We start from the raw sequence: 18,999 nt of genomic DNA, 5'->3' as shown, positions 1-18,999 counted from the left end.
CTCCACGGCCGCCCCTCGATCCGGGTCTACGCTGAGTCGATGATCGACGACCCCGGCGGTGACCGCTGCGCTCGCACGAGGCCGACGCCGCTGAGGCCGCGGTGACGCTCGTCATCACCGTGTCGGGCACGCTTCTGGCGATAGCTCTGGCAGAAGCTCATCGTGTGGTTCGCGGAGTTCGCGCTCGCCGCCGCCGTGGTCGTGTTGGAACTGCTCGCGCACGGGCGAGTCGAGCCGGGGGAGGACCCGTGCCAGCCAGCCCGGCAGCCACCAGTTCGCCTTGCCCAGCAAGGTCATGAGCGCCGGGACCAGCACCAGCCGCACCACCGTCGCGTCGAGGAACACCGCCGTCGCCAACCCGAGGCCGACCATCTTGGTGAACGGCGACGGGTTCGCGACGAACGCCAGGAACACCGCGGTCATGATGAGCGCCGCCGACGTGATGACCCGCCCGGTGACCGTGATCCCGCGTGCCACCGAGCCGACCGTGTCACCGCTGGCCCGGTACTCCTCCCGGATCCGCGACAGCAGGAACACCTCGTAGTCCATCGACAGCCCGAAGAGGACGGCGAAGAAGAGCGTCGGCAACGGCGAGGCGATGACCGTGGTCTCCGACAGCCCGATGACGCCCTGCAGCCATCCCCACTGGAACACCGCGACCAGGACCCCGTACGCGGCACCGATCGACAGCAGGTTCATCAGCACCGCCTTCAGCGGTACCACCACCGACCGGAACACGAGCAGCAGCAGGACGAACGACGCGGCCAGGATCCCCGCGACGAAGATGGGCAGCATCCGTTCGAGGCGCCGGCTGAGGTCGGTGGTCATCGCGGTCAGCCCGGACACCGACGCGTTGGCGGGAACGACGTCTCGCACCCGGTCGAGCGTCCGCGACGTGGCCGCGTCGGCCGGAGCGGTGGTCGGTACCAGACGCAGGACCACGGTGTCACCGGTACGGGAGGAGTACGGGTCACCGACCGAGGCGATGCCGGGGTCGGCGGCGATCCGACGGGTGAGGGCGGGAATGTCGGTGTCACCCGCACGCAGGTCGACGACGAGCAGCAGCGGGCCGTTGATCCCGGGTCCGAAGCCGTCGGCGAGCAGGTCGTAGGCGCGCCGGTGGCCCGTGTCGGTCGAGTCGCCGCCGGCGTCGGGGAAACCGGTGCGCATCGCGAGTGTGGGGGCCGCGAGGAGGAGCAGGAAAGCGGTCGCGACGAGGAGGTACGGCCAGGGTCGCCGCGAGACGGCGTAGGCCATCCGTCCCCACCCGTGCGTCGCCGCCGTGCCGTCGCCCGGTGTCCCGCCACCGTGAAGCGCTGCCGTGGCGCCGAGCGGCGTCCCGCCACCGTGAAGTGGCGTCATGCCGCCGAGAGGCGCCCTCCGACCACGAAGACGTAGGCGGTGCGGCAACCGGCCGCGGTCGATGCGGTCGCCGAGCAACGTGAGCAGCGCGGGCAGCAACGTCAGCGCCGCCGCCACCGCGCCGAGCACGACCAGCGCCGTGCTCAACCCGATCGAGACGAGGAACCCCATGCCGGTCAACGTGAGCGCCGACATCGCGACCACGATCGTCCCGCCCGCGAACACGACCGCCGAACCCGCCGATCCCATGGCGTCAGCGAGCGCGATCCGGTTGCCCCGTCCCGCCGCCCGGTTCTCCCGGTACCGGGCCACGATGAACAGGGCGTAGTCGATGCCGACCCCGAGCCCCACCATCGCCGCGGTCGTCGGCGCCGCGGTGGACACGTCCATCACCGTGGCCAGCAGCGCGATCACCCCGAGCCCGGCCGCGACCACGACCAGCGCGAGCACGATCGGTGCCAGCGCGGCCACGATCGCGCCGAACGCGACGACCAGCACGATGAGCGCGGCGAGGATCCCGACCGCCTCCGCGCCGGAGGTCGGCGTCTCGGAGTTGATGAAGGCGGCATCGCCTCCGGTCTCGGCGGTCAGGCCCACCTGCCTGGCCGGTTGCAACGCCTCGGTGATCGCGGTGAAGACGTGGGTGCCCAGGTGGGTCGGCGGCGCGTCGAAGGTGATCTCGGCATAGCCGATCCGCCCGTCGGGAGCGACCGTCAGGTCTCCCACCGCGGTCACGTGTTCGACATCGGCGATCCGCCGTACCGCGAGGTCGACCGCGGCGCGGTGGAGCTCGAGCCGCTCGCCCTCGGGGGCGGCGAACACCGCCAGCGCCGTGCCGTTTGTCGCCTCCGGGAACCGCTCCTCGAGCAACCGCATCGCGTGCTCGCTCTGGCTTCCGGGCGCGACGAAGTCGTCGGCGAACGAGCCACCGAACGTTCCCGCGAGCCCGAGAACGACGATCGCGCCGATGATCCACGCGGCGATGGTGATCCAGGGCCGGCGGGCGCTCGCCGTGCCCAGGCGTCGGGTGAAGGAGTCCATGGCGAGCATCGTCCGGCGTCCGTCGCGTGCGGTCTCCCGGCGCGAGGCGGGGCTTCGTCTCCGTCTCCAGACGGGGGACCGGCGTGCGCGCCTCCGTCCCGCGGCGGATGACGCCGCAACCGACCTGGCCTAGCGTGGGGACCCGGCACACGACGGCGAGGAGGTGCGAACGTGAGGACACTGGCCACCCGCGGCATCCGTGGCCCGTTCGCGCGCTGGCCACGGGTGTCCGACGCGGTACTCGCGGCCATACTGTTCGCTCTGGCGGTCACGGTCACCGAAGGTCCGGAGGACTCGTTGGTGACCCGGGCGGTCACCGACCTTCCGGTCGCGGTCGTACTGGTGATCGCTGCCGCGGCGACCGCGCTGTGGCTGCGTCGGCATAGGCCGCTCCTGGTCCTCGGCGTCACGGTCGTCGGGTGGGCACTGCTGGTGCCGACCGGGGAGTACGACCTGGGCCTCATCGTGGTCGTCGTCCTCTACAGCGTGGGCAGGTACGTCGCGGCGATCCGGCCGGGGCTCATCGGCGTCGCGGCGGTGGCCGTCGTGCTGGTGGCGGAGGGCCTCGTCCGGTCCACCGCCTGGGGGGAGATCTGGTTCGGCGTCTCGGTCATGTACCTGATCTGGTACGTGGGGCGTCAGGTGCGGCTGCGCGGCGAGCGCGCGGCTCAGCGGCGTAGGCATCAGGAGGACGAGGTGCGCCGGATCATCGCGGAGGAACGCACGCACATCGCCCGCGAGCTGCACGACGTGGTCGCCCACCAGGTCAGCATGATGACGGTGCAGGCCGGGGCGGCACAGGCCGTCGCCGACACCGATCCGGAGGCGGCACGTCAGGCGATGGCCGCGGTCGAGCGGGCCGGTCGTCAGGCGCTCAGCGAGCTGCGGCACCTGCTGGGCGTGCTGCGGCCCGAGTCCGGGCGCAACGTGGTCGGCCCGCAGCCCGGTCTCGCCGACCTGCCCCGGCTGGTCGACCAGGTCCGCGCGGCGGGGCTCGACATCGCCGTGGACGATCGCGTACGAGGTCCGCTGCCCATGCGGGTGCAGCTGTCGACGTACCGGATCGTGCAGGAGGCACTGACGAACGTGCTCAAGCACGGCGGCCGCGGCACGCACGCCGAGGTCACGCTCCGGGACGACGGAGCGGAGCTCACCATCGAGGTCGTCGATGACGCCGTGGCGGCGGTGCGGCCGTCGCCCCCGGGCCACGGGATCATCGGGATGCGCGAACGGGCGACGCTGCTCGGCGGCAGCCTCGACACCGGCCCGCGCCCCGACGGCGGCTTCCGCGTCGTCGCGCGCCTTCCCCTGACCGACGCCGTGGCAGCGATACCGCCCGCCAGCGCACCACCATCCAGGGCAGCGGTGCCGTCAGGGAGCGCAGTGCCGTCAGGGAGCGCAGTGCCGTCAGGGAGCGCGGTGCTGTCAGGGAGCGCGGTGCCGTCCCTGGGCACGGAGCTGTTCGGGAGTGCGGGCCCGCTCGGTGGCACCGGGTCGCCCGCGATCTCGGGGGAGTCCGCGGCCCATGGGCCACCCGCGGGAGTTCCCACCCCCACCGGAACGGCAGCAACCCAGGACCCCGGAGTCACAGCGTGAGCATCAAGGTCGTCGTCGTCGATGACCAGGCACTGGTGAGGGGCGGGTTCGCGATGATTCTGCGCACCCACGCCGACATCGACGTGGTGGCCGAGGCGGGCACCGGGTACGAGGCCATCGACGCCGCCCGGCAGCACCGTCCAGACGTGATTCTCATGGACATCCGCATGCCCGACCTCGACGGGCTGGAGGCCACCGCCCGGATTCTGCGGGAGGCGGACTGGCCCGTACGGGTGCTCATCCTCACGACGTTCGACCCCGACGAGTACGTGTACCAGGCGCTCCGCGTCGGTGCGAGCGGCTTTGTGCTCAAGGACATCCCGCCCCAGCAGCTCGCCACCGCCGTCCGCACGGTGGCCGACGGAGGTGCGCTGATCGACCCGTCGATCACCCGTCGCCTCATCAGCCGGTTCGCGGAGCCGCCGAGCGCCAACCCCGCGGTCGCCGACCGGGCCCGGCGCCTCACCGACCGCGAGCGCGACGTCGTGGTGGCGGTAGCCCGGGGCGCCACCAACACCGAAATCGCCGACGGGCTGCGGATCGGTCCGTCCACGGTCAAGTCGCACATCTCCAGCGTGCTCACCAAACTGGGCCTGCGCGACAGGACGCAGATCGTGGTCTTCGCGTACGAGAGCTCCCTCGTCGAGCCCGGCACCCACGACATCGGCCACTGAAAGCCACCGCCTCCGGCCGCGAGCGGCCACCGGGTCTTGCCGCGAGTGGCCACACGAAAAGGGGCGCGCAGACAAGCCGGACCCAGGGCGCTGAATCGCGGGATCGAGGGCGCGCAGACCGCCAGATCAGAGCGCGCGGAAACGCCGGAAAGTTCGTGCCACAGGCGTCCCGAGTCCGGCGGCGCACCGAGGAGACCCGCCCCGCGTGATCCGGGACGGCCGTACCTCGGAAGCGAGGTGAGTGTTTCCACCACACCGGACAGCCACCTGGGGCGACGACGCGTCATTGTGGGGCTGTTCCTCCCGGGCGGGTCACTCCAGGCGGAATACCGGTCCCGTCCAGCCTGTGTCGGTGATGCCCTCGTCGAGGGCTGCGCCCACCGTGCGCTCCTCGAAGCGGAAATGCGACTCCATGATCGCCGCCAGGCCGTCGAGCTCACCCTTCAGCTTCGCCAGCGCAGGACCGTCGGAAGGAGCAGGAGCGCCGTCAGGCAAGTGGAGGCGCGAGGCGGACGTGGCCACGTCGGCGACCCGTTGGAGGATCGTGCCGATCATCTCGTGGTCCTCGATCAGTTTGGCGATCTTTCCGGCGAGGTCGGGGCGGGCCTTCGCCAGCTCGGCGAACATGCCGGTGTCCTCGCCCTCGTGGTGGGAGGTCAACGCGGAGCAGAACGCCAGGCAGTGGGTCGCCAGGGAAACGGGCTCGGAGCTGCCCAGGTTTGATTGAAGGGACCTGATCTGGCGGCGCAGCTCGTTGTGCGCGCGGGTCAACTGGACACTGAAAGCGGCCGCACGGCCGCGATGGTCGATTGTCATGCCGCTGCTATCCGATCATGAGCCCGAGGCCGCACGCAACGGCCCGGCCCGCACGCAACGGCCCGGCCCGCACGCAACGGCCCGGCCCGCACGCAACGGCCCAGGCCGCATGCAACGGTCCAGCCCCAACGCAACCCGCTCACCAAAGAGCTTTCGGGATCAGGGTTCCGCCGGCCGCCGAGCCCCATGATCGACTCTGCTGGCGGAAACCTGAAGTGTCACTTCACCTTCTCGCCAGTGAAGATGATCAACAGGGGTGGCGACGGGAGCGGCCCCGACAACGGGCCAGCCAAGATCGAAAGTGGTGGCGACCTTCTGCTGTTTCGCCCGCGCCAGAACCGCGAAAAGTCGCCCCCACTTTCGATCACCAGCCGATCCGCGGTCCTCGGCACGATCGCGCTCCGTTGCGGTGGTCGCCGCCGCCTGGCTTCGGCGTCGGACCGGAACCCTGACCTCGAACGATGTCTAGAGTATTGATCAAATCCCGTAGAAGAGAGCAGAGGAAGATGCGACGACTCCTCTTCACCAATGGCACCGTGTTCGACGGCACCGGCGCTCCGCCCGCGCCCGCCGATGTCGTCGTCGAAGGGGATCGGATCGTCGCCGTCGGCATTGGGTTGGACGGGGACGACGCCGTCGACTGCACCGGACGGACGATCCTGCCCGGGCTGATCGACAGCCACGTGCACCTCATGATCGACGGGCTGGACCCGCTGGGCTGGCTCCACGACCCGTTCTCGCTGCAGTTCTACCGCGCGGCCACCTCCATGAGGAAGACCCTCGACGTGGGGATCACCACGGTCCGCGACGCGGGTGGCGCCGACCTCGGCGTCCGGGAGGCGCAGCGGCGCGGGCTCGTGAAAGGGCCGCGGGTGCAGATCGCCATCAGCATGCTCAGCCAGACCGGCGGCCACGGAGACCCGTGGGCGGCCTCCGGCTGTCACGTACCGATCTTCGTGCCGCACCCCGGGCGGCCCGCCGGAGTGGTCGACGGCACCGACGAGGCGCGGCGCAAGGTCCGTGAGCTCGTCCGCGCCGGCGCCGACGTGATCAAGATCGCCACGAGCGGCGGCGTCGTGTCGGCGCGGGACGACCCGCGGCACGGCCACTTCCGCGACGCCGAGGTCGCCGTCATCGTCGAGGAGGCGACCTCCGCCGGCATCCCGGTCATGGCGCACGCCGCCGCCACCGACGGGATCAAGACCGCCGTGCGCGCCGGCGTCCGGTCCATCGAGCACGGGATCTTCCTGGACGACGAGGCCGTCGAGCTGATGGTCGAGAACAAGGCGTGGCTGGTGCCGACGCTGATCGCGCCGCACGGCGTGGTCCGGGCGGCCGAGGCCGGCGCCGCCATCTCCGAGCACGTGCTCGAGAAGGCGCACCTGGTGATCCGGGCACACCGCGAGTCGGTGCGGCGGGCCATCGAGGCCGGGGTGCGCATCGCGTTCGGCACCGACACGGGCGTCACCCCGCACGGCAGGAACCTCGACGAGCTGGCGCTGCTGGTCGAGTGCGGCCTCACCCCGGCACAGGCATTGCGCGCCGCAACCCGGGAAGCCGCGCAACTACTGGGAACAACAGACCTGGGAACGGTCGAGCCGGGAAAGATCGCAGACCTCGTTCTCGTCGACGGGGACCTGTCCGAAGTGGACACTCTCGCGGAGCGCGTCCGCGCCGTGTACCAGGGAGGCGTCGAGGTATGAGAGCGATGGTCCTGCACGCCTTCGACGGACCCGACCGCTTCCGCGAGGAGCAGCTCGACCGCCCGTCGCCGGCGCCGACCGAGATCCTGGTGCGGGTCGCGGCCGCCGGGCTCAACCCGGTCGAGTGGAATGCCAGCGCCGGCGGCTGGATCGCCGCGCTCCACAACGGCCCGCCGCTGCGCCTGGGCTGGGACGTCGCCGGCCACGTGGCCGACGTGGGATACGGCGTCACGCACCTGAAGCCCGGCGACGCCGTCTTCGGCATGCCGCGGTTCCCGCACCCGGCCGGGTCGTACGCCGAGTACGTCACCGGGCCGTCGCGGCACTTCGCGCGCGTGCCGGCCGGGATGCCGCTCGTCGAGGCCGCCGGGCTCCCGCTCGCCGGCCTCACCGCGTGGCAGGCCCTGGTCGACGTCGCGGCGGTGTCCGCCGGCCAGCGGGTGCTGGTCACCGCGGCGGCCGGCGGCGTCGGGCACCTGGCCGTGCAGATCGCCAAGGCCCGCGGCGCGTTCGTCGTCGGGACCGCGCGCGCGGAGAACCACGGCTTCCTGCGGACCCTCGGCGTCGACCATCCCGTCGACTACACGACCACCGACCTGTCCACCGTGGACCCCGTCGACATCGTGGTCGATCTCGTCAGCTCGTCAGGGATCAGGCTGCGGGAAGGGGGCGTCCACATCTCCGTCGCCGGGCCACGGGAGGACGGCGTCGAGCTCCTCGTCGAACCCGACGTCACCGGCCTGCGCGGGCTCGCCGACCTGGTCGGGCGCGGCCTCCTCCGCGTCCACGTCGACGAGGTCTTCCCGTTCGACAAGGTCGTCGAGGCGCACGACCGCGGCCGCACCGGCCGCACCCGCGGCAAGCTGGTCCTGTCGCTGGCGACTATCAGTGACTAGCCAATTGCCATGTGTCACATCGCTAGCCGGCTACGATATGTGCCGATGTCGATGCGCAGAGTAATTTGATCGGCACACATCGTTGTTAGCGGAGCGTGGCTAACCATATCCTCTACGTGACGGGGAGCTCATCGGTTCAATTCAGGTTTCATCCGCTGATCGGGGTTGAGGGATGAATGTCAAGGTAGTCGACGAAGTCCACGAGAGTCTCCTGGAAGAGGCCTGGACGCTGTACTACGAGGCGTTCAAAGACCTGAACGCGTACGCCGTGCAGCGCCACCTCATGTACCGGTCCGAGTTCGACGACGTCATGCGCGACCAACGGGTGCAGAAGTACCTGTGCCTCGACGACTCCGACGACCTGTGCGGAATGTCGACCTACACCAACGACCTCGACTCGATGCCGCTGATCTCGCCGGCGTACTTCGAGCGTCGCTGGCCGGAGCTCTACGCCGAACGGCGCATCTGGTACTGCGGCTTCGTCGCGATCCACCCGAAGGCACAGGCGGCGACCGCGACGTTCGCCGAACTGGTCGAGGCGATGTACCGCCTGGCCGCGACCCAGAACGGCATCATCTCGCTCGACATGTGCCGCTTCAACGACCAGAGCCGGCACATGTCCCGCGTCGTCCCGCTCATGCTGCACCGCCTCAGCGGCGAGGTCCGCACCGAGCGCCTCGACGAACAGTCCTTCTGGTTGTACGAGTTCCCCGCCGCGTAACGGCGGCGGTCACCTGCCCTGGCCGGGCGCATGCGCGACATGCCTTGCGTCCGGCCAGCACGGTGCGCGGAGGAGGATCGATGATCATCCCGGTGACGAGCGCCGTCGGTCGCGGACCGACCGAACTGTCGGCCTTCGACGCGGCCCTGGTGCGGGCCGGGGTCGCCGACCGGAACCTGATCTACCTCAGCTCGGTGCTGCCGCCGGCCAGCTCCGTGCGGATCGTCGACCGCGTCGTCGGCACCCCCGGCGGCTGGGGCGACCGCCTCTACTGCGTCATGGCCCAGGAGCGCGCGTCCGCACCCGGCGAACAGGCCTGGGCCGGCATCGGCTGGGGTCAGGACGCGTCCGGCCGCGGCCTCCTCGTCGAGCACCACGCACCCGACGAGCGCTCACTCCGTCACCTGATTTCGGACTCCCTCGACGCCCTCTGCCGCAACCGCGGCATCGACCTCCCCAGACGCGGCATCGCGGTCGCCGGCGCCGAGTGCACCGGCGAGGCCGTCTGCGCGCTGGTCGTCGCCGTGTTCGAGGCCGCGGCGTGGCGCGGCGTCCGTCGTTTTTCGCGCCACAAGCGAGAAGACGCCCACCGTGGTGCCCGGGTACGTGCAGCTTCGCGTCGAACCGCCACTGGTCAGTGAGCCAGCGGTCAAAAACCGGGCCACTTGGCGGATGTTGTTGATCGTCATTCACGGCAGTCTCTGCACGGAGGGTCTTGATTCCCCTACCCTTCGTCAACCCGTTCCCGCGATGAAATCGGAGTTGCCGTGCAGAGAAGCACCTCCTCTGACCAGAGACGGCCAGTTCAGCGCCGTTCCGCCTTCCTCGCCGCGGCCCTGTCGGCCGCCATGATCTTCTCCAGCCTCATCCTTCCGAGCCCGGCGTCGGCCGACCCGGCGACCTCCGACGAGGCGAGGGCGTTCGCCGGATACTCCGCCGTCATCCGGCGCACCAGCTACGGCGTGCCGCACGTGCTCGCCACCTCGCTCGGCAACGTGACCTTCGGCCAGGGCTACGCGTTCGCGCAGGACCGGTTCTGCGACCTGGCCGACCAGATCGTCAAGGTCCGCGGCGAACGGTCCCGCTGGTACGGGCCCGGTGCCGGCGACATGAACCTGGCCAGCGACTTCGGCTACAAGGCGCTCGGGCTCGTCGAGCTCGCCCGGGCCCAGGAGGCGCGGCTGACCGCCGAGGAGCGCGAGCTCGCGTCCGGCTACGTGGCCGGCTTCAACGCCTTCCTCGCCACGACCGGCGCCGCCCGGGTGCCCGGCTGGTGCCGCGGCGCGCCCTGGATCGCCCCGATCACGGTCGTCGACCTGCTCGCCTACCAGCGCGACCTCGCGCTGCTCGCCAGCGGCAACCCGCTCGTCCCGCTGATCGCCGCCGCGTCGCCCCCGGGTACCGCCGCCCTGTCGATCCCGCCGTCCGCCGCGGCCGACGCCCTGGAGCAGCTCGACGCACAGCAGTCCGGCAAGGCCGGCCTCGGCAGCAACGGCTGGGCCATCGGCGCCGACAAGTCGGTGCACGGCAAGGGCATGCTCGTCGCCAACCCGCACTTCCCGTGGCAGGGCGAGCTGAAGTTCTGGGAGTCGCACCTCACGGTCCCGAACAAGCTGAACGTGTACGGCGGATCGCTCGCCGGACTCCCGGGCGTGCAGATCGGCTTCACCGACAAGGTCGCCTGGACGCACACCGTCGCGACCGGGCAGCGCTTCACCTACTACTACGTCGACCTGGTCGAGGGTTCGCCCACCACGTACTACGTCGACGGTGCGGCCGAGGCGATGACCGGGAAGCAGGTCACGGTGCTGGTCAACACGGGGTCCGGTGCGCCGGTGCCGGTGACCCGCACGATGTGGTCGACGCGGTACGGTCCCGTGATCGACCTGTCCTTCGTGGACCCGTCCTTCGGCTGGACGAGGGAGCAGGCGATGACCTACCACGACGCCAACCTCGACAACGACCGCATGCTCCGGCAGTGGTTCACCATCGCGCGGGCGCAGGACGCCGCCGGCGTGCGCGACGCGATCTCCCGCGACCAGGGCATCCCGTGGGTGAACACGATCGTCAGCGACGCCAAGGGTAACGCGTTCTACACCGACTCGGCGCAGACACCCGCCCTGCGGCAGTCGTCGATCGAGGAGTGGGCCGCCCACCCGCTCGGCGCGCTCAACGGCTCCGACAGCTCGAACGCGTGGCTGGCGGTGCCGGGCGCGCGCTCACCCGGTCTCATTCCTTTCGCACAGCAACCACAGACGACCCGCCGCGACTATGTCTTCAACTCCAACGACAGCCACTGGGTGCCGCATCAGACGCAGCGGCTGACCGGGTTCTCCCCGCTGCAGGGTCCGGAGGGCACGCCGCTGTCGGTGCGGACGAGGCAGAACCTGAAGCTGATCCAGGGCCGCGAGCCGGGCACGGTCGACTCGCGGGGCCGCTTCAGCGTCGCCGGCCTGGGCACCGCGATCCTCTCCGGCAGCAACTACACGGCCGACGAGCTGGCCGCCGCCACGGTGTCGGCCTGCCGCGCACAGGGCGGCACGCCCATCGACGTCGACGGCACGCCGGTCGACCTGCGCCCCGGCTGCGACGTGCTCGCCGCCTGGGACAAGCGTTTCGAGACCACGAGCCGCGGCGCGGTGCTGTGGCGCGAGACGATCTTCTCGGTGACCGGCGGCTCGATGAGCGCGCTGAACGAGGCCGGTCCGCTGTTCGGGGTCGCGTTCAACCCGGCGAGCCCGACCAACACCCCGCGCGGCGCACCCGACGACCCGGCCGCCCTGCTCGAAGGCCTGGGCCGGGCGATGCAACGGATGCGCGCACTGGGCTTCGCCCTGAACGTGCGGATGGACGCGGTGCAGTACACGCTGAAGGGCTCCGACCGCATCCCCGTTCCGGGCTCCACCGAGGACGTCGGTATCGCGAACATGGCCGAGTACTCGCCCGCGCCGGGCACCTCGCTGGAGCCCGTGTTCGACGCCGGAACCCCGGTGCCCGGCACCGACCTGACGACCAAGGGCTACGTCATCAACTACGGCACCAGCTTCCTGCTGACGATCGGCTACACGGCCCAGGGCCTGGACGCCAAGTGCATCCTGACGTTCAGCGAGTCCACGGATCCCGCGTCCCCGAACTTCGCCGACCAGACGAGGCTCTACGCGCAGAAGAAACTCCGCGACTGCAAGTGGACCGAGTCCCAGATCTCGGGCGACCCGGCCCTGTCGATCAAGGTGGTCGTGTCGTTGTGAGCTTCCTTTAATAGTGTGACGACGCTCGATCCAGTGCGCTTCCGGTGCTCCGGGGCGCACTGGATCGAGCGTCGTTTATGGGGGCGGGGCGTCATGATCGCCGTCCGAGGAACGAACCTGGAGCCACGCTTCGCGTTCTGTCCTCGGACGGCGATCTTGCCTGGTGGGTGCCGGCGTTCTGGGCGGAGGACGGTCGCGGGCGGTGCTCCTCGGCGGCCAGCCGTGGTGGGTGGGCTCGGCCGTACCCGAAACGCCGGCGCGCGCGGCCGTCGACAGGCCGAGCGGGCGGCGCGCCCCGCCGGTGGCGCGGCCGGGTGGCGCAGCCGGGTGGCGCGGCCCTTGCTGGTAGTGCGGCCCTTGCTGGTAGTGCGGCCCTTGCTGGTGGCGCGGCCCTTGCTGGTGGCGCGGCCTTTGCGAGTGGTGCGGCCCTTGCCAGTGGCACCGCCGTTGCCGGTGGCACCGCCGTTGCCGGTGGCACCGCCCCTGCCAGCGGCGCGGCGCCTCCCGGTGGCGTGGCCTGGCCCGGTGCGTCCTGCGCGGAGCGCGCGTCGCGGTGGGTGCACGGGAACGGGCGCCGGCTCCCGAGGGCGTAGGGAGCCGGCGCCCGCTGTGAACGGCCTACCTGCCGAACGAGCTTCCCGCCGTGATCGCCAGCTGCTGGGTCGGTTGCTGGGTCGGGCGCAGCGAGCGCGGCGAGCGGGACATCGGCCAGATCGGTGGGCCGCCGTCAGGGAGCTGGATCATCGATTCGACGACGTATCCGTGTCGCAGGTACAGGTCGCGGTTGCGGAGGTCGTTGGCCTCCAGGTACACCGGGATGTCCGCGGCGTCGGTCCGGGCGTGGTGACGTGCGAGCAGCGCGCTGCCGATGCCCAGGTTCTGCTTGTCGGGACGCACCGCGAGGAACGCGAGGTAGTGGTGCGGGTGGACCGGGTGGTGCACCTCCAGCGCGGCGTCGAGCTCGCGTACCCGGTCGAACGACGGGCCGCAGACGTCCTTGAGCCGCAGGTCGTAGTCGCGCGGGGGTGGGATCGGCCGCGTGAACGGGAACCACAGGGCGGCACCGACGAGCTCGCCGCTGCCCGGGTCGACGGTCGCGTAGATCTCGCCGTGCTGCACGGCGTGGTCCACGAAGATCTCGAAGTACGCGGGGCTGGTCTCGCGTCGGGCGAGCGCGTCGGGCATCAGCCACCGGGCGACGGCCTGCTCGCCGATCGTGCCGGCGAGGAGCGCGCACACCTCGGCGCTGTCCACGGGTTCGACGTCGCGGATGACGACCTCCTTGATGTCGTAGCCGAGCGGCTTGCGGCCCTCGTGGCCGACGCTCACGCGGGTCCCGTTGGGGCGGTTGCCGTTCACCGGGGTCAGCGCGTGCTGGGCGCCGCTCCCCGCCGGTCCCGGATTCGCCGACGACGGCCTGAAGTCCGCGCCGCGACCGATCGCGGCGTAGACCTCCGGACGCGCCGCGCGCATGACGAGCGCCCACACGAACCCGATCAGCGCGAAGACCGCGTAGGACGCCGGGAACACCCAGTTGAAGATCGAGTCGTCCGGCACGCCGAGCAGGTCGCCGAGGCCGACGATGGTCGCCAGCAGGATGACGCTGAGGAACAGGAACGCGATGAACGGTGCGACCTGGCCGCGCCAGATGTTCTCCAGCCGGTTGCGGAGGAAGAACACCATGACCGCGAGCGACGCGCCCCACATCAGGATCAGCACGCCCAGTCCGCCGGCGGTGGTCAGCCACGCGAACAGGTGCACCAGCGGGTCGAGCTTGAAGGCGGCGTAGGTGATCAGGACGCCGAGCGCCACCACGCTCTGGGTGATCGAGCCGAGCAGCGGCGCGCCGGTGCGCGGGTGCGTGCGTCCCCACGCCGACGGCAGCACGCGCTCGCGGCCGAGCGCGAACTGGTACCGGGCGACCGCGGCGTGGAAGGCCAGCAGCGCGGCGAAGACACTGGTGAGGAACAGGATGTAGCCGATCTGCACGAACATGGCCGGCAGGTGGGGGGCGACCAGGTTGAACACCAGGTCGGTCTCGTCGGTCTGCGCCGACTGCACGATCTTGTCGGGACCGGTGCTGACCGACATCGCCCACGCCGACAGCGCGCACAGCAGGCCGGGCAGGAGCACCGCCCACTGGGTCGCGCGGGAGATCGTCCGCTTGGGGTCCTTCGCCTCCTCCGACAGCACGACGGTGGCCTCGAACCCGACGAAGCCGCCGATCGCGACCACGAGCAGTGCCGCGAACTCGGGCGTGAGCGCGTTGGTCGGCGCGAGGGTCTCGAACGTGACCGAGCCGCCGGCCGGGTTCAGGATCATCACGAGGTCGTAGATCAGCACGATCGTGATCTCGGCGACGAGCAGGACGGCGAGCACCTTGCCGCTGAGGTCGACCCAGAGCAGACCGAGGATCGACACGAGCAACCAGGCGACCAGCGCGCACGGGAACCAGCCGTAATGCAGGCCGGCCGCCTCCAGGATCCCGGACGCCACCACCCCGAACAGCCCGAACAGGCCGATCTGCATCACCGCGTAGGCGGGCAGGGCGACGAAGGCCGCGCCCACGCCGGTCACCCGGCCCAGGCCCTGGCTGATGTAGGAGTAGAAGGCGCCGGAGTTGACGATGTGCCGGCTCATCGCCACGAACCCGACGGTGAAGATCGCCAGGATCGCCGCGGCGATCAGGTACGACACCGGCACCACGGTGCTGCCGACGACGGCGTAGATCGTGGTGACCGCGCCCAGGATGACGGTCAGCGGCGCCGCACCGGCGACCCCGAAGAACACCACCGAGGGCACTCCGAGCCGGTCGCGGGCCAGTGCCCGCGTCACGATGTCGGGTGCGGCAGGTTCTGGTCGCGTCATGTTCACTGGCCTCCAGGCATGGATGTTGGAGTTTCGCCCCCGCCTGATGAGGTGGTGGCGACCGCGCGAACGTAGGGTGATTCCCCGACCTCGCACGGTAACTAGTTCACGCGTCAGCACGGCGGTAGGTTCATCGGCGTCCGGCCGCCAGTACGGACCCGACGGCCGCCTCGGTGTGATCGACGAGTTCGCGCAGGTCGGTCGGCAGCGACTCGACGACGTTGTTCAGGTGGCCGAGTCCGGGCCGGTGCACGGGAAGGTCCCACAGCACGTGCCGGGTCAGGCCGGTCGCGGCGACGAGGCCGGCGAGGGCCCGGTCGGTGATGTCCACGACGCGGCCCTGCACCAGGATGTTCGCCAACCGGACCTGGATCCACGCGGCCCTGTTGCGCTGGTCGGAGCTCATCGGCATGTAGTAGGTCGTGGTGCTGAGCAGGCGCCGGCGCACCACCGGTTCCAGCACGCCGGCCCGGATCAGGCGTTCGCCCACCCGCTCCGCGGCGTCCTGGGCCAGGAAGGCCAGCCAGGTCCGCAGCTCACGGTGGTGTCGTTGGGCGATGAGCAGGTCGAGGACGTCGTGTGCGAGCGCGTCTCCGGGCGGTTCCGGGTTGACGACGAACAGCTCGCCGTCGACGGCACGGACCCGACCCTGCATCATCAGCTCGCCGAGCAACCCGGCGGCGAGTCCCAGGCTCGTCGCGCGCGGATGCAGGCGCGACTTTCCGGTGCGGTCCTCATGTGCGATAAGGAAGAACTGGTCAGCCAGCAACGCCGCCACGCCCCCTTTGGCCCACGTCTATGGGTGTCGGCGCGGTTCGGCGGCGATGCCTGGTACCGATCACCCGGGTGGCAGTGCCGCACCCGGCGCCCTGTTGCGCCGGGTAGTCGGCTGCTTGCACAAGATTTGATTCTTGCGACGGGGGGCGTAGAGACATCGGCCAGGTGGCGTAGAGCCAAGTGGACAAGATCAGAAACGCACTGTGAGTGCGTTTCGAGTTTGGTGTATGCGGCTTTGGTGGCTATTCCTCCCCAGAACGCGTCCGGCACGGGTGCGTCGGTGCGGAACTCCGCTCCCGACGCGGCGCGACTCCGGCTCCTCCGCGGGATCGGGGCGCGACTCCGGCTCCTGCGCGGGATCGGGGCGCCATCGCGCGACCGGCACTTCGAAGATCAGCCAGCTCCCCGCCGGGGCCGCGTCGTACATCGCGTCGAGCGCCCGGGCCAGGGTGCCGTCGTCGAGGAACGCGGCCAGCCCGAGGACCACGAGGCCGACCGGCGGTCCGTCGAGCACCCGTTCGGCGGCGGCCCGCTCGATGCCGGTGAGGTCGGTGGCGTCGCCGTGGACGTAGTCGACCCGCTCCAGGCCGGCGACGAGGTCGCGCCCGGCCGCGACGATCGCCGGGCCGACGTCGGTGTACAGCGCCCGCGCCGAACACCAGGAACCGAGCTCGGTCCAGCCGCTGCGGTTGGTCTCGGCACCGAACAGCGTCACCAGATCGTCGTGCGACCACAGGGCCGCCCGCGGACCGGCGTCGCCACGGTGCAGCGCGACCTCGGTCGCGCGCAGGCGCGGCATCTGTCGCGCTTGCTACACGGGCGGTGGAAGGATCCCCCGCGCGATGGCGACCGTCACCGCGGCCGTGCGGTCGTTGACGGACAGCTTCTCGAAGATCCGGGTGACGTGGCTCTTCACCGTGGTCTCGCTGATGAACAGCAGGCGCCCCGTCTCCGGGTTCGACCGGCCGTCGGCGATACAGCGCAGCACCTCCAGTTCCCGCGGGGTCAGCGCCGGCCGGCTCGCCCGCACGCTGCTGACCAGCTTCGCCGCCACCGTCGCGGCCAGCACCGTCTCGCCCCGCGCCGCCGAGCGCACCGCCGCGGCCAGCTCCCGGCGGGGGCTCTCCTTCAGCAGGTAGCCGGTGGCGCCGGCGGCGACAGCGCGGGCGATGTCGCCGTCGGTGTCGTACGTGGTGAGGACCAGCACGTGCGCCGACGCGGCCGCCACGATGCGCCGTGTGGCCTCGACCCCGTCGAGGTCGGGCAGGCGCAGGTCCATGAGCACCACGTCGGGACGCAGCTCGGCGGCCAGCCGTACCGCGTCACCACCGGTTCCGCACTCCGCGACCACCTCCACATCGGACTCGGCGCCGAGCACGGCGCGCAGCCCTTCCCGGACCACCGGATGATCGTCGACGATCAGCACCCGCACAGCGCTCCCGCCGCCGTCCGCGCTGCCGGCCGCGCCGCCCGGTGCGCCCCCGGCCCCGCTCACAGCCGCGCTCACAGCCGCGCCTCCACGACGGTTCCGGCCGGTGCGCCGGGTGTCACCGAGAACGCCCCGCCGACCTGTTCCACCCGCGACCGCATGCCCGGCAACCCGAACCCACCGACCACAGTGGACGGATCGAAGCCACGCCCGTCGTCCGCCACCCGCAGCACCACCGCCTCCTCCTCGTAGCGCAGCGATACGTCGACGCACGACGCGCCCGCATGCCGGCGGACGTTGGCCAGCGCCTCCTGCGCGACCCGCAGCAGCACCACGTCGTGGTCGGCCAGCAGGACCCGGGGCCGGCCGACCACCGTGAGTTCGGGGCGCACGTCGAGGTCGCCGCTGAGCCGCTCGACCAGCTGCGCCAGCGCGTCGGGCAGCGACCCGCCGTGCAGCGCGGGCGGGGCCAGGTCGGCGATCAGTGCCCGCGCCTCGGCCAGGTTCTCGCGGGCGGTGGTCTGCGCGCGGCAGATGTGGTGACGGGCGGCGTCGAGATCGGAGGCCGTCTCCGCGGCCTGCAGGAGCAGCAGCACGCTGGCGAAGCCCTGCGCCAGCGTGTCGTGCACGTCGTGGGCGAGCCGTTCGCGTTCGGACATCGCGCCGGCCCGCCGGCTCACCTCGGCCAGCTCGGCACGTGTGGCCTCCAGCTCGGCGACCAGCTGCGCCCGCTGCCGGCTCTGCTCGATGACCCGCGTGATCCACACGCCCAGCGCCAGCGCCACCACCAGCCCGACGACCGCCGTCACCGAGACCTCGAGCCACCATCCGCTGCCGCCGACCATCACCAGACCCGTGGAGACGACCGCGACCACCGTCACCACCACCGCCCGCCGCATCGGCAGCAGCGCCCACACGTGCGGATACAACAGGAACAGCATGATCGACCCGACGGGGTCGAGCGCGAACAACGCGACGGTGAGCGGCACCGCGCCCAGCACGTACAACCGCCCGACCGGACCGGGCTCACGCAGCAGCGCCCGCGCACCGACCGCCACGTACCACCCGACCAGCGCCAGAAGCACGCCGAGCGCGGCGTAGCGTCGGGACCCGCCGGGCTCGTCGTTGGTCGTCACCAGGACGCACGTGAGCGCGGCCAGCACCGCGAACGCGACGTGCCAGCCGCGGACGGTGCGGTGCCACTCGTGCACACCGGCATCGGCTTCCCCGTCGACCATCGGCACAGCATCCCAGCGGGTCGGGCGGCGCGCATCCGACTGTAGGGGGAGGGACGTCCCCGTCTGGCGGCGGTTACGGCGCGGCGGCGGGGTGAACCAGGATCGACGGCCATGACGAAAGAAACGTCGGCCCGCATCCTCGTCGGGCTGTCCATCCTGTACGGAGCCATCATCGCCGTGCTGGCCGCGCTCGACATCACGGTCGCGCCGACCGCGGTCGTCGGTGGTGTGATCATCGGTGGACTGTGGGTCGTGCGCGGCCTGGTGTGGAGGCGCACATGAATTGATGCCGGTCGCCGTGCAACCCGGCGACCCACTCGTCGCATTTCCCCTCGGGGAGCACCCGCGAGGAGGCGGTCGGATGCGAGCGGACCTGGAACGCGAGTACGTCGAGTACGCCCGTGCGAGCCTCGACCGGCTCCGCCGGATGGCCTACGTGCTCTGCGGCGACAGGCATCTCGCGGCCGACGTCGTCCAGGAGACGCTGGTGCGGGTCTACACCAACTGGCACCGGGTACGCGCCGTCGAGCACGTCGACGCGTACGTCCACCGGATGCTGCTGCGACGCTTTCTCGAGGAGCGCCGCCGGCCGTGGACCCGCATCCGCCTCACGCCGACCGTGCCCGAACC

At 71.1% G+C, this 18,999-nt stretch carries 16 protein-coding genes; 9 read left to right on the top strand and 7 right to left on the bottom strand.

What is annotated here, in order from left to right; translation table 11 throughout:
* Positions 1–114 precede the first annotated feature (114 nt).
* Positions 115–2,403 carry an MMPL family transporter gene (locus Voc01_RS30430; protein ID WP_203931042.1) on the bottom strand — a complete coding sequence of 763 codons (2,289 nt, stop codon included), beginning with the start codon at positions 2,401–2,403 and terminating at the stop codon, positions 115–117.
* Positions 2,404–2,574: 171 nt separating this feature from the next.
* Here Voc01_RS30430 and Voc01_RS30425 point away from each other — a divergent pair, with 171 nt between their 5' ends.
* Both Voc01_RS30425 and Voc01_RS30420 read left to right on the top strand, forming a co-directional pair.
* Positions 2,575–3,999: a sensor histidine kinase gene (locus Voc01_RS30425; RefSeq protein WP_203931041.1), complete on the top strand. Its 1,425-nt coding sequence runs from the start codon at positions 2,575–2,577 to the stop codon at positions 3,997–3,999.
* Positions 3,996–4,673, top strand: coding sequence for a response regulator transcription factor (locus Voc01_RS30420; RefSeq protein WP_203931040.1), 678 nt, complete (start codon positions 3,996–3,998; stop codon positions 4,671–4,673). The genes Voc01_RS30425 and Voc01_RS30420 overlap by 4 nt, the downstream gene beginning before the upstream one ends.
* Before the next feature lie 312 nt (positions 4,674–4,985).
* Here Voc01_RS30420 and Voc01_RS30415 read toward each other — a convergent pair whose 3' ends face one another.
* Complete coding sequence (locus tag Voc01_RS30415) at positions 4,986–5,489, bottom strand: hemerythrin domain-containing protein (protein WP_203931039.1); 504 nt, start codon at positions 5,487–5,489, stop codon at positions 4,986–4,988.
* 506 nt (positions 5,490–5,995) lie between these two features.
* Here Voc01_RS30415 and Voc01_RS30410 point away from each other — a divergent pair.
* The 5 genes from Voc01_RS30410 (at position 5,996) to Voc01_RS30390 (ending at position 12,057) form a co-directional block, all read left to right on the top strand.
* Positions 5,996–7,192: a metal-dependent hydrolase family protein gene (locus tag Voc01_RS30410; RefSeq protein WP_203931038.1), complete on the top strand. Its 1,197-nt coding sequence runs from the start codon at positions 5,996–5,998 to the stop codon at positions 7,190–7,192.
* Positions 7,189–8,088: an NADP-dependent oxidoreductase gene (locus Voc01_RS30405; RefSeq protein WP_203931037.1), complete on the top strand. Its 900-nt coding sequence runs from the start codon at positions 7,189–7,191 to the stop codon at positions 8,086–8,088. The genes Voc01_RS30410 and Voc01_RS30405 overlap by 4 nt, the downstream gene beginning before the upstream one ends.
* A 172-nt stretch (positions 8,089–8,260) precedes the next feature.
* Positions 8,261–8,809: a hypothetical protein gene (locus Voc01_RS30400; RefSeq protein WP_203931036.1), complete on the top strand. Its 549-nt coding sequence runs from the start codon at positions 8,261–8,263 to the stop codon at positions 8,807–8,809.
* A gap of 80 nt (positions 8,810–8,889) precedes the next feature.
* Positions 8,890–9,450 (top strand): pyruvoyl-dependent arginine decarboxylase, encoded by a 561-nt coding sequence (locus Voc01_RS30395; protein ID WP_203931035.1) that lies wholly within the window; start codon positions 8,890–8,892, stop codon positions 9,448–9,450.
* A gap of 207 nt (positions 9,451–9,657) precedes the next feature.
* Entirely contained in the window at positions 9,658–12,057 is a 2,400-nt protein-coding gene (locus Voc01_RS30390; protein WP_203931034.1) for a penicillin acylase family protein, read from the top strand.
* A gap of 618 nt (positions 12,058–12,675) precedes the next feature.
* On the opposite strand, the gene Voc01_RS53315 is transcribed toward Voc01_RS30390, so the two are convergent.
* The 5 genes from Voc01_RS53315 to Voc01_RS30365 form a co-directional block, all read right to left on the bottom strand.
* Positions 12,676–14,925, bottom strand: a complete 2,250-nt coding sequence (locus Voc01_RS53315) for a GNAT family N-acetyltransferase (RefSeq protein ID WP_239160584.1) — start codon at positions 14,923–14,925, stop codon at positions 12,676–12,678.
* A 130-nt stretch (positions 14,926–15,055) separates the two neighbouring features.
* The gene (locus tag Voc01_RS30380) at positions 15,056–15,694 is read right to left on the bottom strand and encodes a GOLPH3/VPS74 family protein (protein ID WP_203931033.1); all 639 of its coding nucleotides are present in this window, start codon (positions 15,692–15,694) and stop codon (positions 15,056–15,058) included.
* Positions 15,695–15,892: 198 nt separating this feature from the next.
* On the bottom strand, positions 15,893–16,501 hold the full coding sequence (locus Voc01_RS30375) for an SAM-dependent methyltransferase (RefSeq protein WP_203931032.1): 609 nt from the start codon (positions 16,499–16,501) through the stop codon (positions 15,893–15,895).
* A gap of 12 nt (positions 16,502–16,513) precedes the next feature.
* Positions 16,514–17,134 carry a response regulator gene (locus tag Voc01_RS30370; RefSeq protein WP_203931110.1) on the bottom strand — a complete coding sequence of 207 codons (621 nt, stop codon included), beginning with the start codon at positions 17,132–17,134 and terminating at the stop codon, positions 16,514–16,516.
* Between the two features lie 71 nt (positions 17,135–17,205).
* A complete protein-coding gene (locus Voc01_RS30365; protein ID WP_203931031.1) occupies positions 17,206–18,369 on the bottom strand; it encodes a sensor histidine kinase in 1,164 nt (387 codons plus the stop codon).
* 111 nt (positions 18,370–18,480) lie between these two features.
* Here Voc01_RS30365 and Voc01_RS30360 point away from each other — a divergent pair, with 111 nt between their 5' ends.
* Both Voc01_RS30360 and Voc01_RS30355 read left to right on the top strand, forming a co-directional pair.
* Positions 18,481–18,651 carry a hypothetical protein gene (locus tag Voc01_RS30360; protein ID WP_203931030.1) on the top strand — a complete coding sequence of 57 codons (171 nt, stop codon included), beginning with the start codon at positions 18,481–18,483 and terminating at the stop codon, positions 18,649–18,651.
* A 79-nt stretch (positions 18,652–18,730) separates the two neighbouring features.
* Positions 18,731–18,999: sigma factor (locus Voc01_RS30355; protein ID WP_275423766.1), on the top strand; the 269-nt coding region annotated here is incomplete at its 3' end.

Origin of the sequence: Virgisporangium ochraceum (genome assembly GCF_016863655.1) — a bacterium.
Taxonomy (GTDB): Bacteria; Actinomycetota; Actinomycetes; order Mycobacteriales; family Micromonosporaceae; genus Virgisporangium; species Virgisporangium ochraceum.
This window is presented reverse-complemented; position numbering and strand designations above follow the sequence as displayed.

What these genes read in the sequence shown, in the direction of transcription:
- Voc01_RS30390 (WP_203931034.1), top strand. Translation starts at nt 9,658, where the DNA reads ATGATCTTCTCCAGCCTCATCCTTCCGAGCCCGGCGTCGGCCGACCCG.
- Voc01_RS30410 (WP_203931038.1), top strand. Translation starts at nt 5,996, where the DNA reads ATGCGACGACTCCTCTTCACCAATGGCACCGTGTTCGACGGCACCGGC.
- Voc01_RS30365 (WP_203931031.1), bottom strand. Translation starts at nt 18,369, where the DNA reads ATGGTCGACGGGGAAGCCGATGCCGGTGTGCACGAGTGGCACCGCACC.
- Voc01_RS30375 (WP_203931032.1), bottom strand. Translation starts at nt 16,501, where the DNA reads ATGCCGCGCCTGCGCGCGACCGAGGTCGCGCTGCACCGTGGCGACGCC.
- Voc01_RS53315 (WP_239160584.1), bottom strand. Translation starts at nt 14,925, where the DNA reads ATGACGCGACCAGAACCTGCCGCACCCGACATCGTGACGCGGGCACTG.
- Voc01_RS30415 (WP_203931039.1), bottom strand. Translation starts at nt 5,489, where the DNA reads ATGACAATCGACCATCGCGGCCGTGCGGCCGCTTTCAGTGTCCAGTTG.
- Voc01_RS30405 (WP_203931037.1), top strand. Translation starts at nt 7,189, where the DNA reads ATGAGAGCGATGGTCCTGCACGCCTTCGACGGACCCGACCGCTTCCGC.
- Voc01_RS30395 (WP_203931035.1), top strand. Translation starts at nt 8,890, where the DNA reads ATGATCATCCCGGTGACGAGCGCCGTCGGTCGCGGACCGACCGAACTG.
- Voc01_RS30400 (WP_203931036.1), top strand. Translation starts at nt 8,261, where the DNA reads ATGAATGTCAAGGTAGTCGACGAAGTCCACGAGAGTCTCCTGGAAGAG.
- Voc01_RS30430 (WP_203931042.1), bottom strand. Translation starts at nt 2,403, where the DNA reads ATGGACTCCTTCACCCGACGCCTGGGCACGGCGAGCGCCCGCCGGCCC.
- Voc01_RS30360 (WP_203931030.1), top strand. Translation starts at nt 18,481, where the DNA reads ATGACGAAAGAAACGTCGGCCCGCATCCTCGTCGGGCTGTCCATCCTG.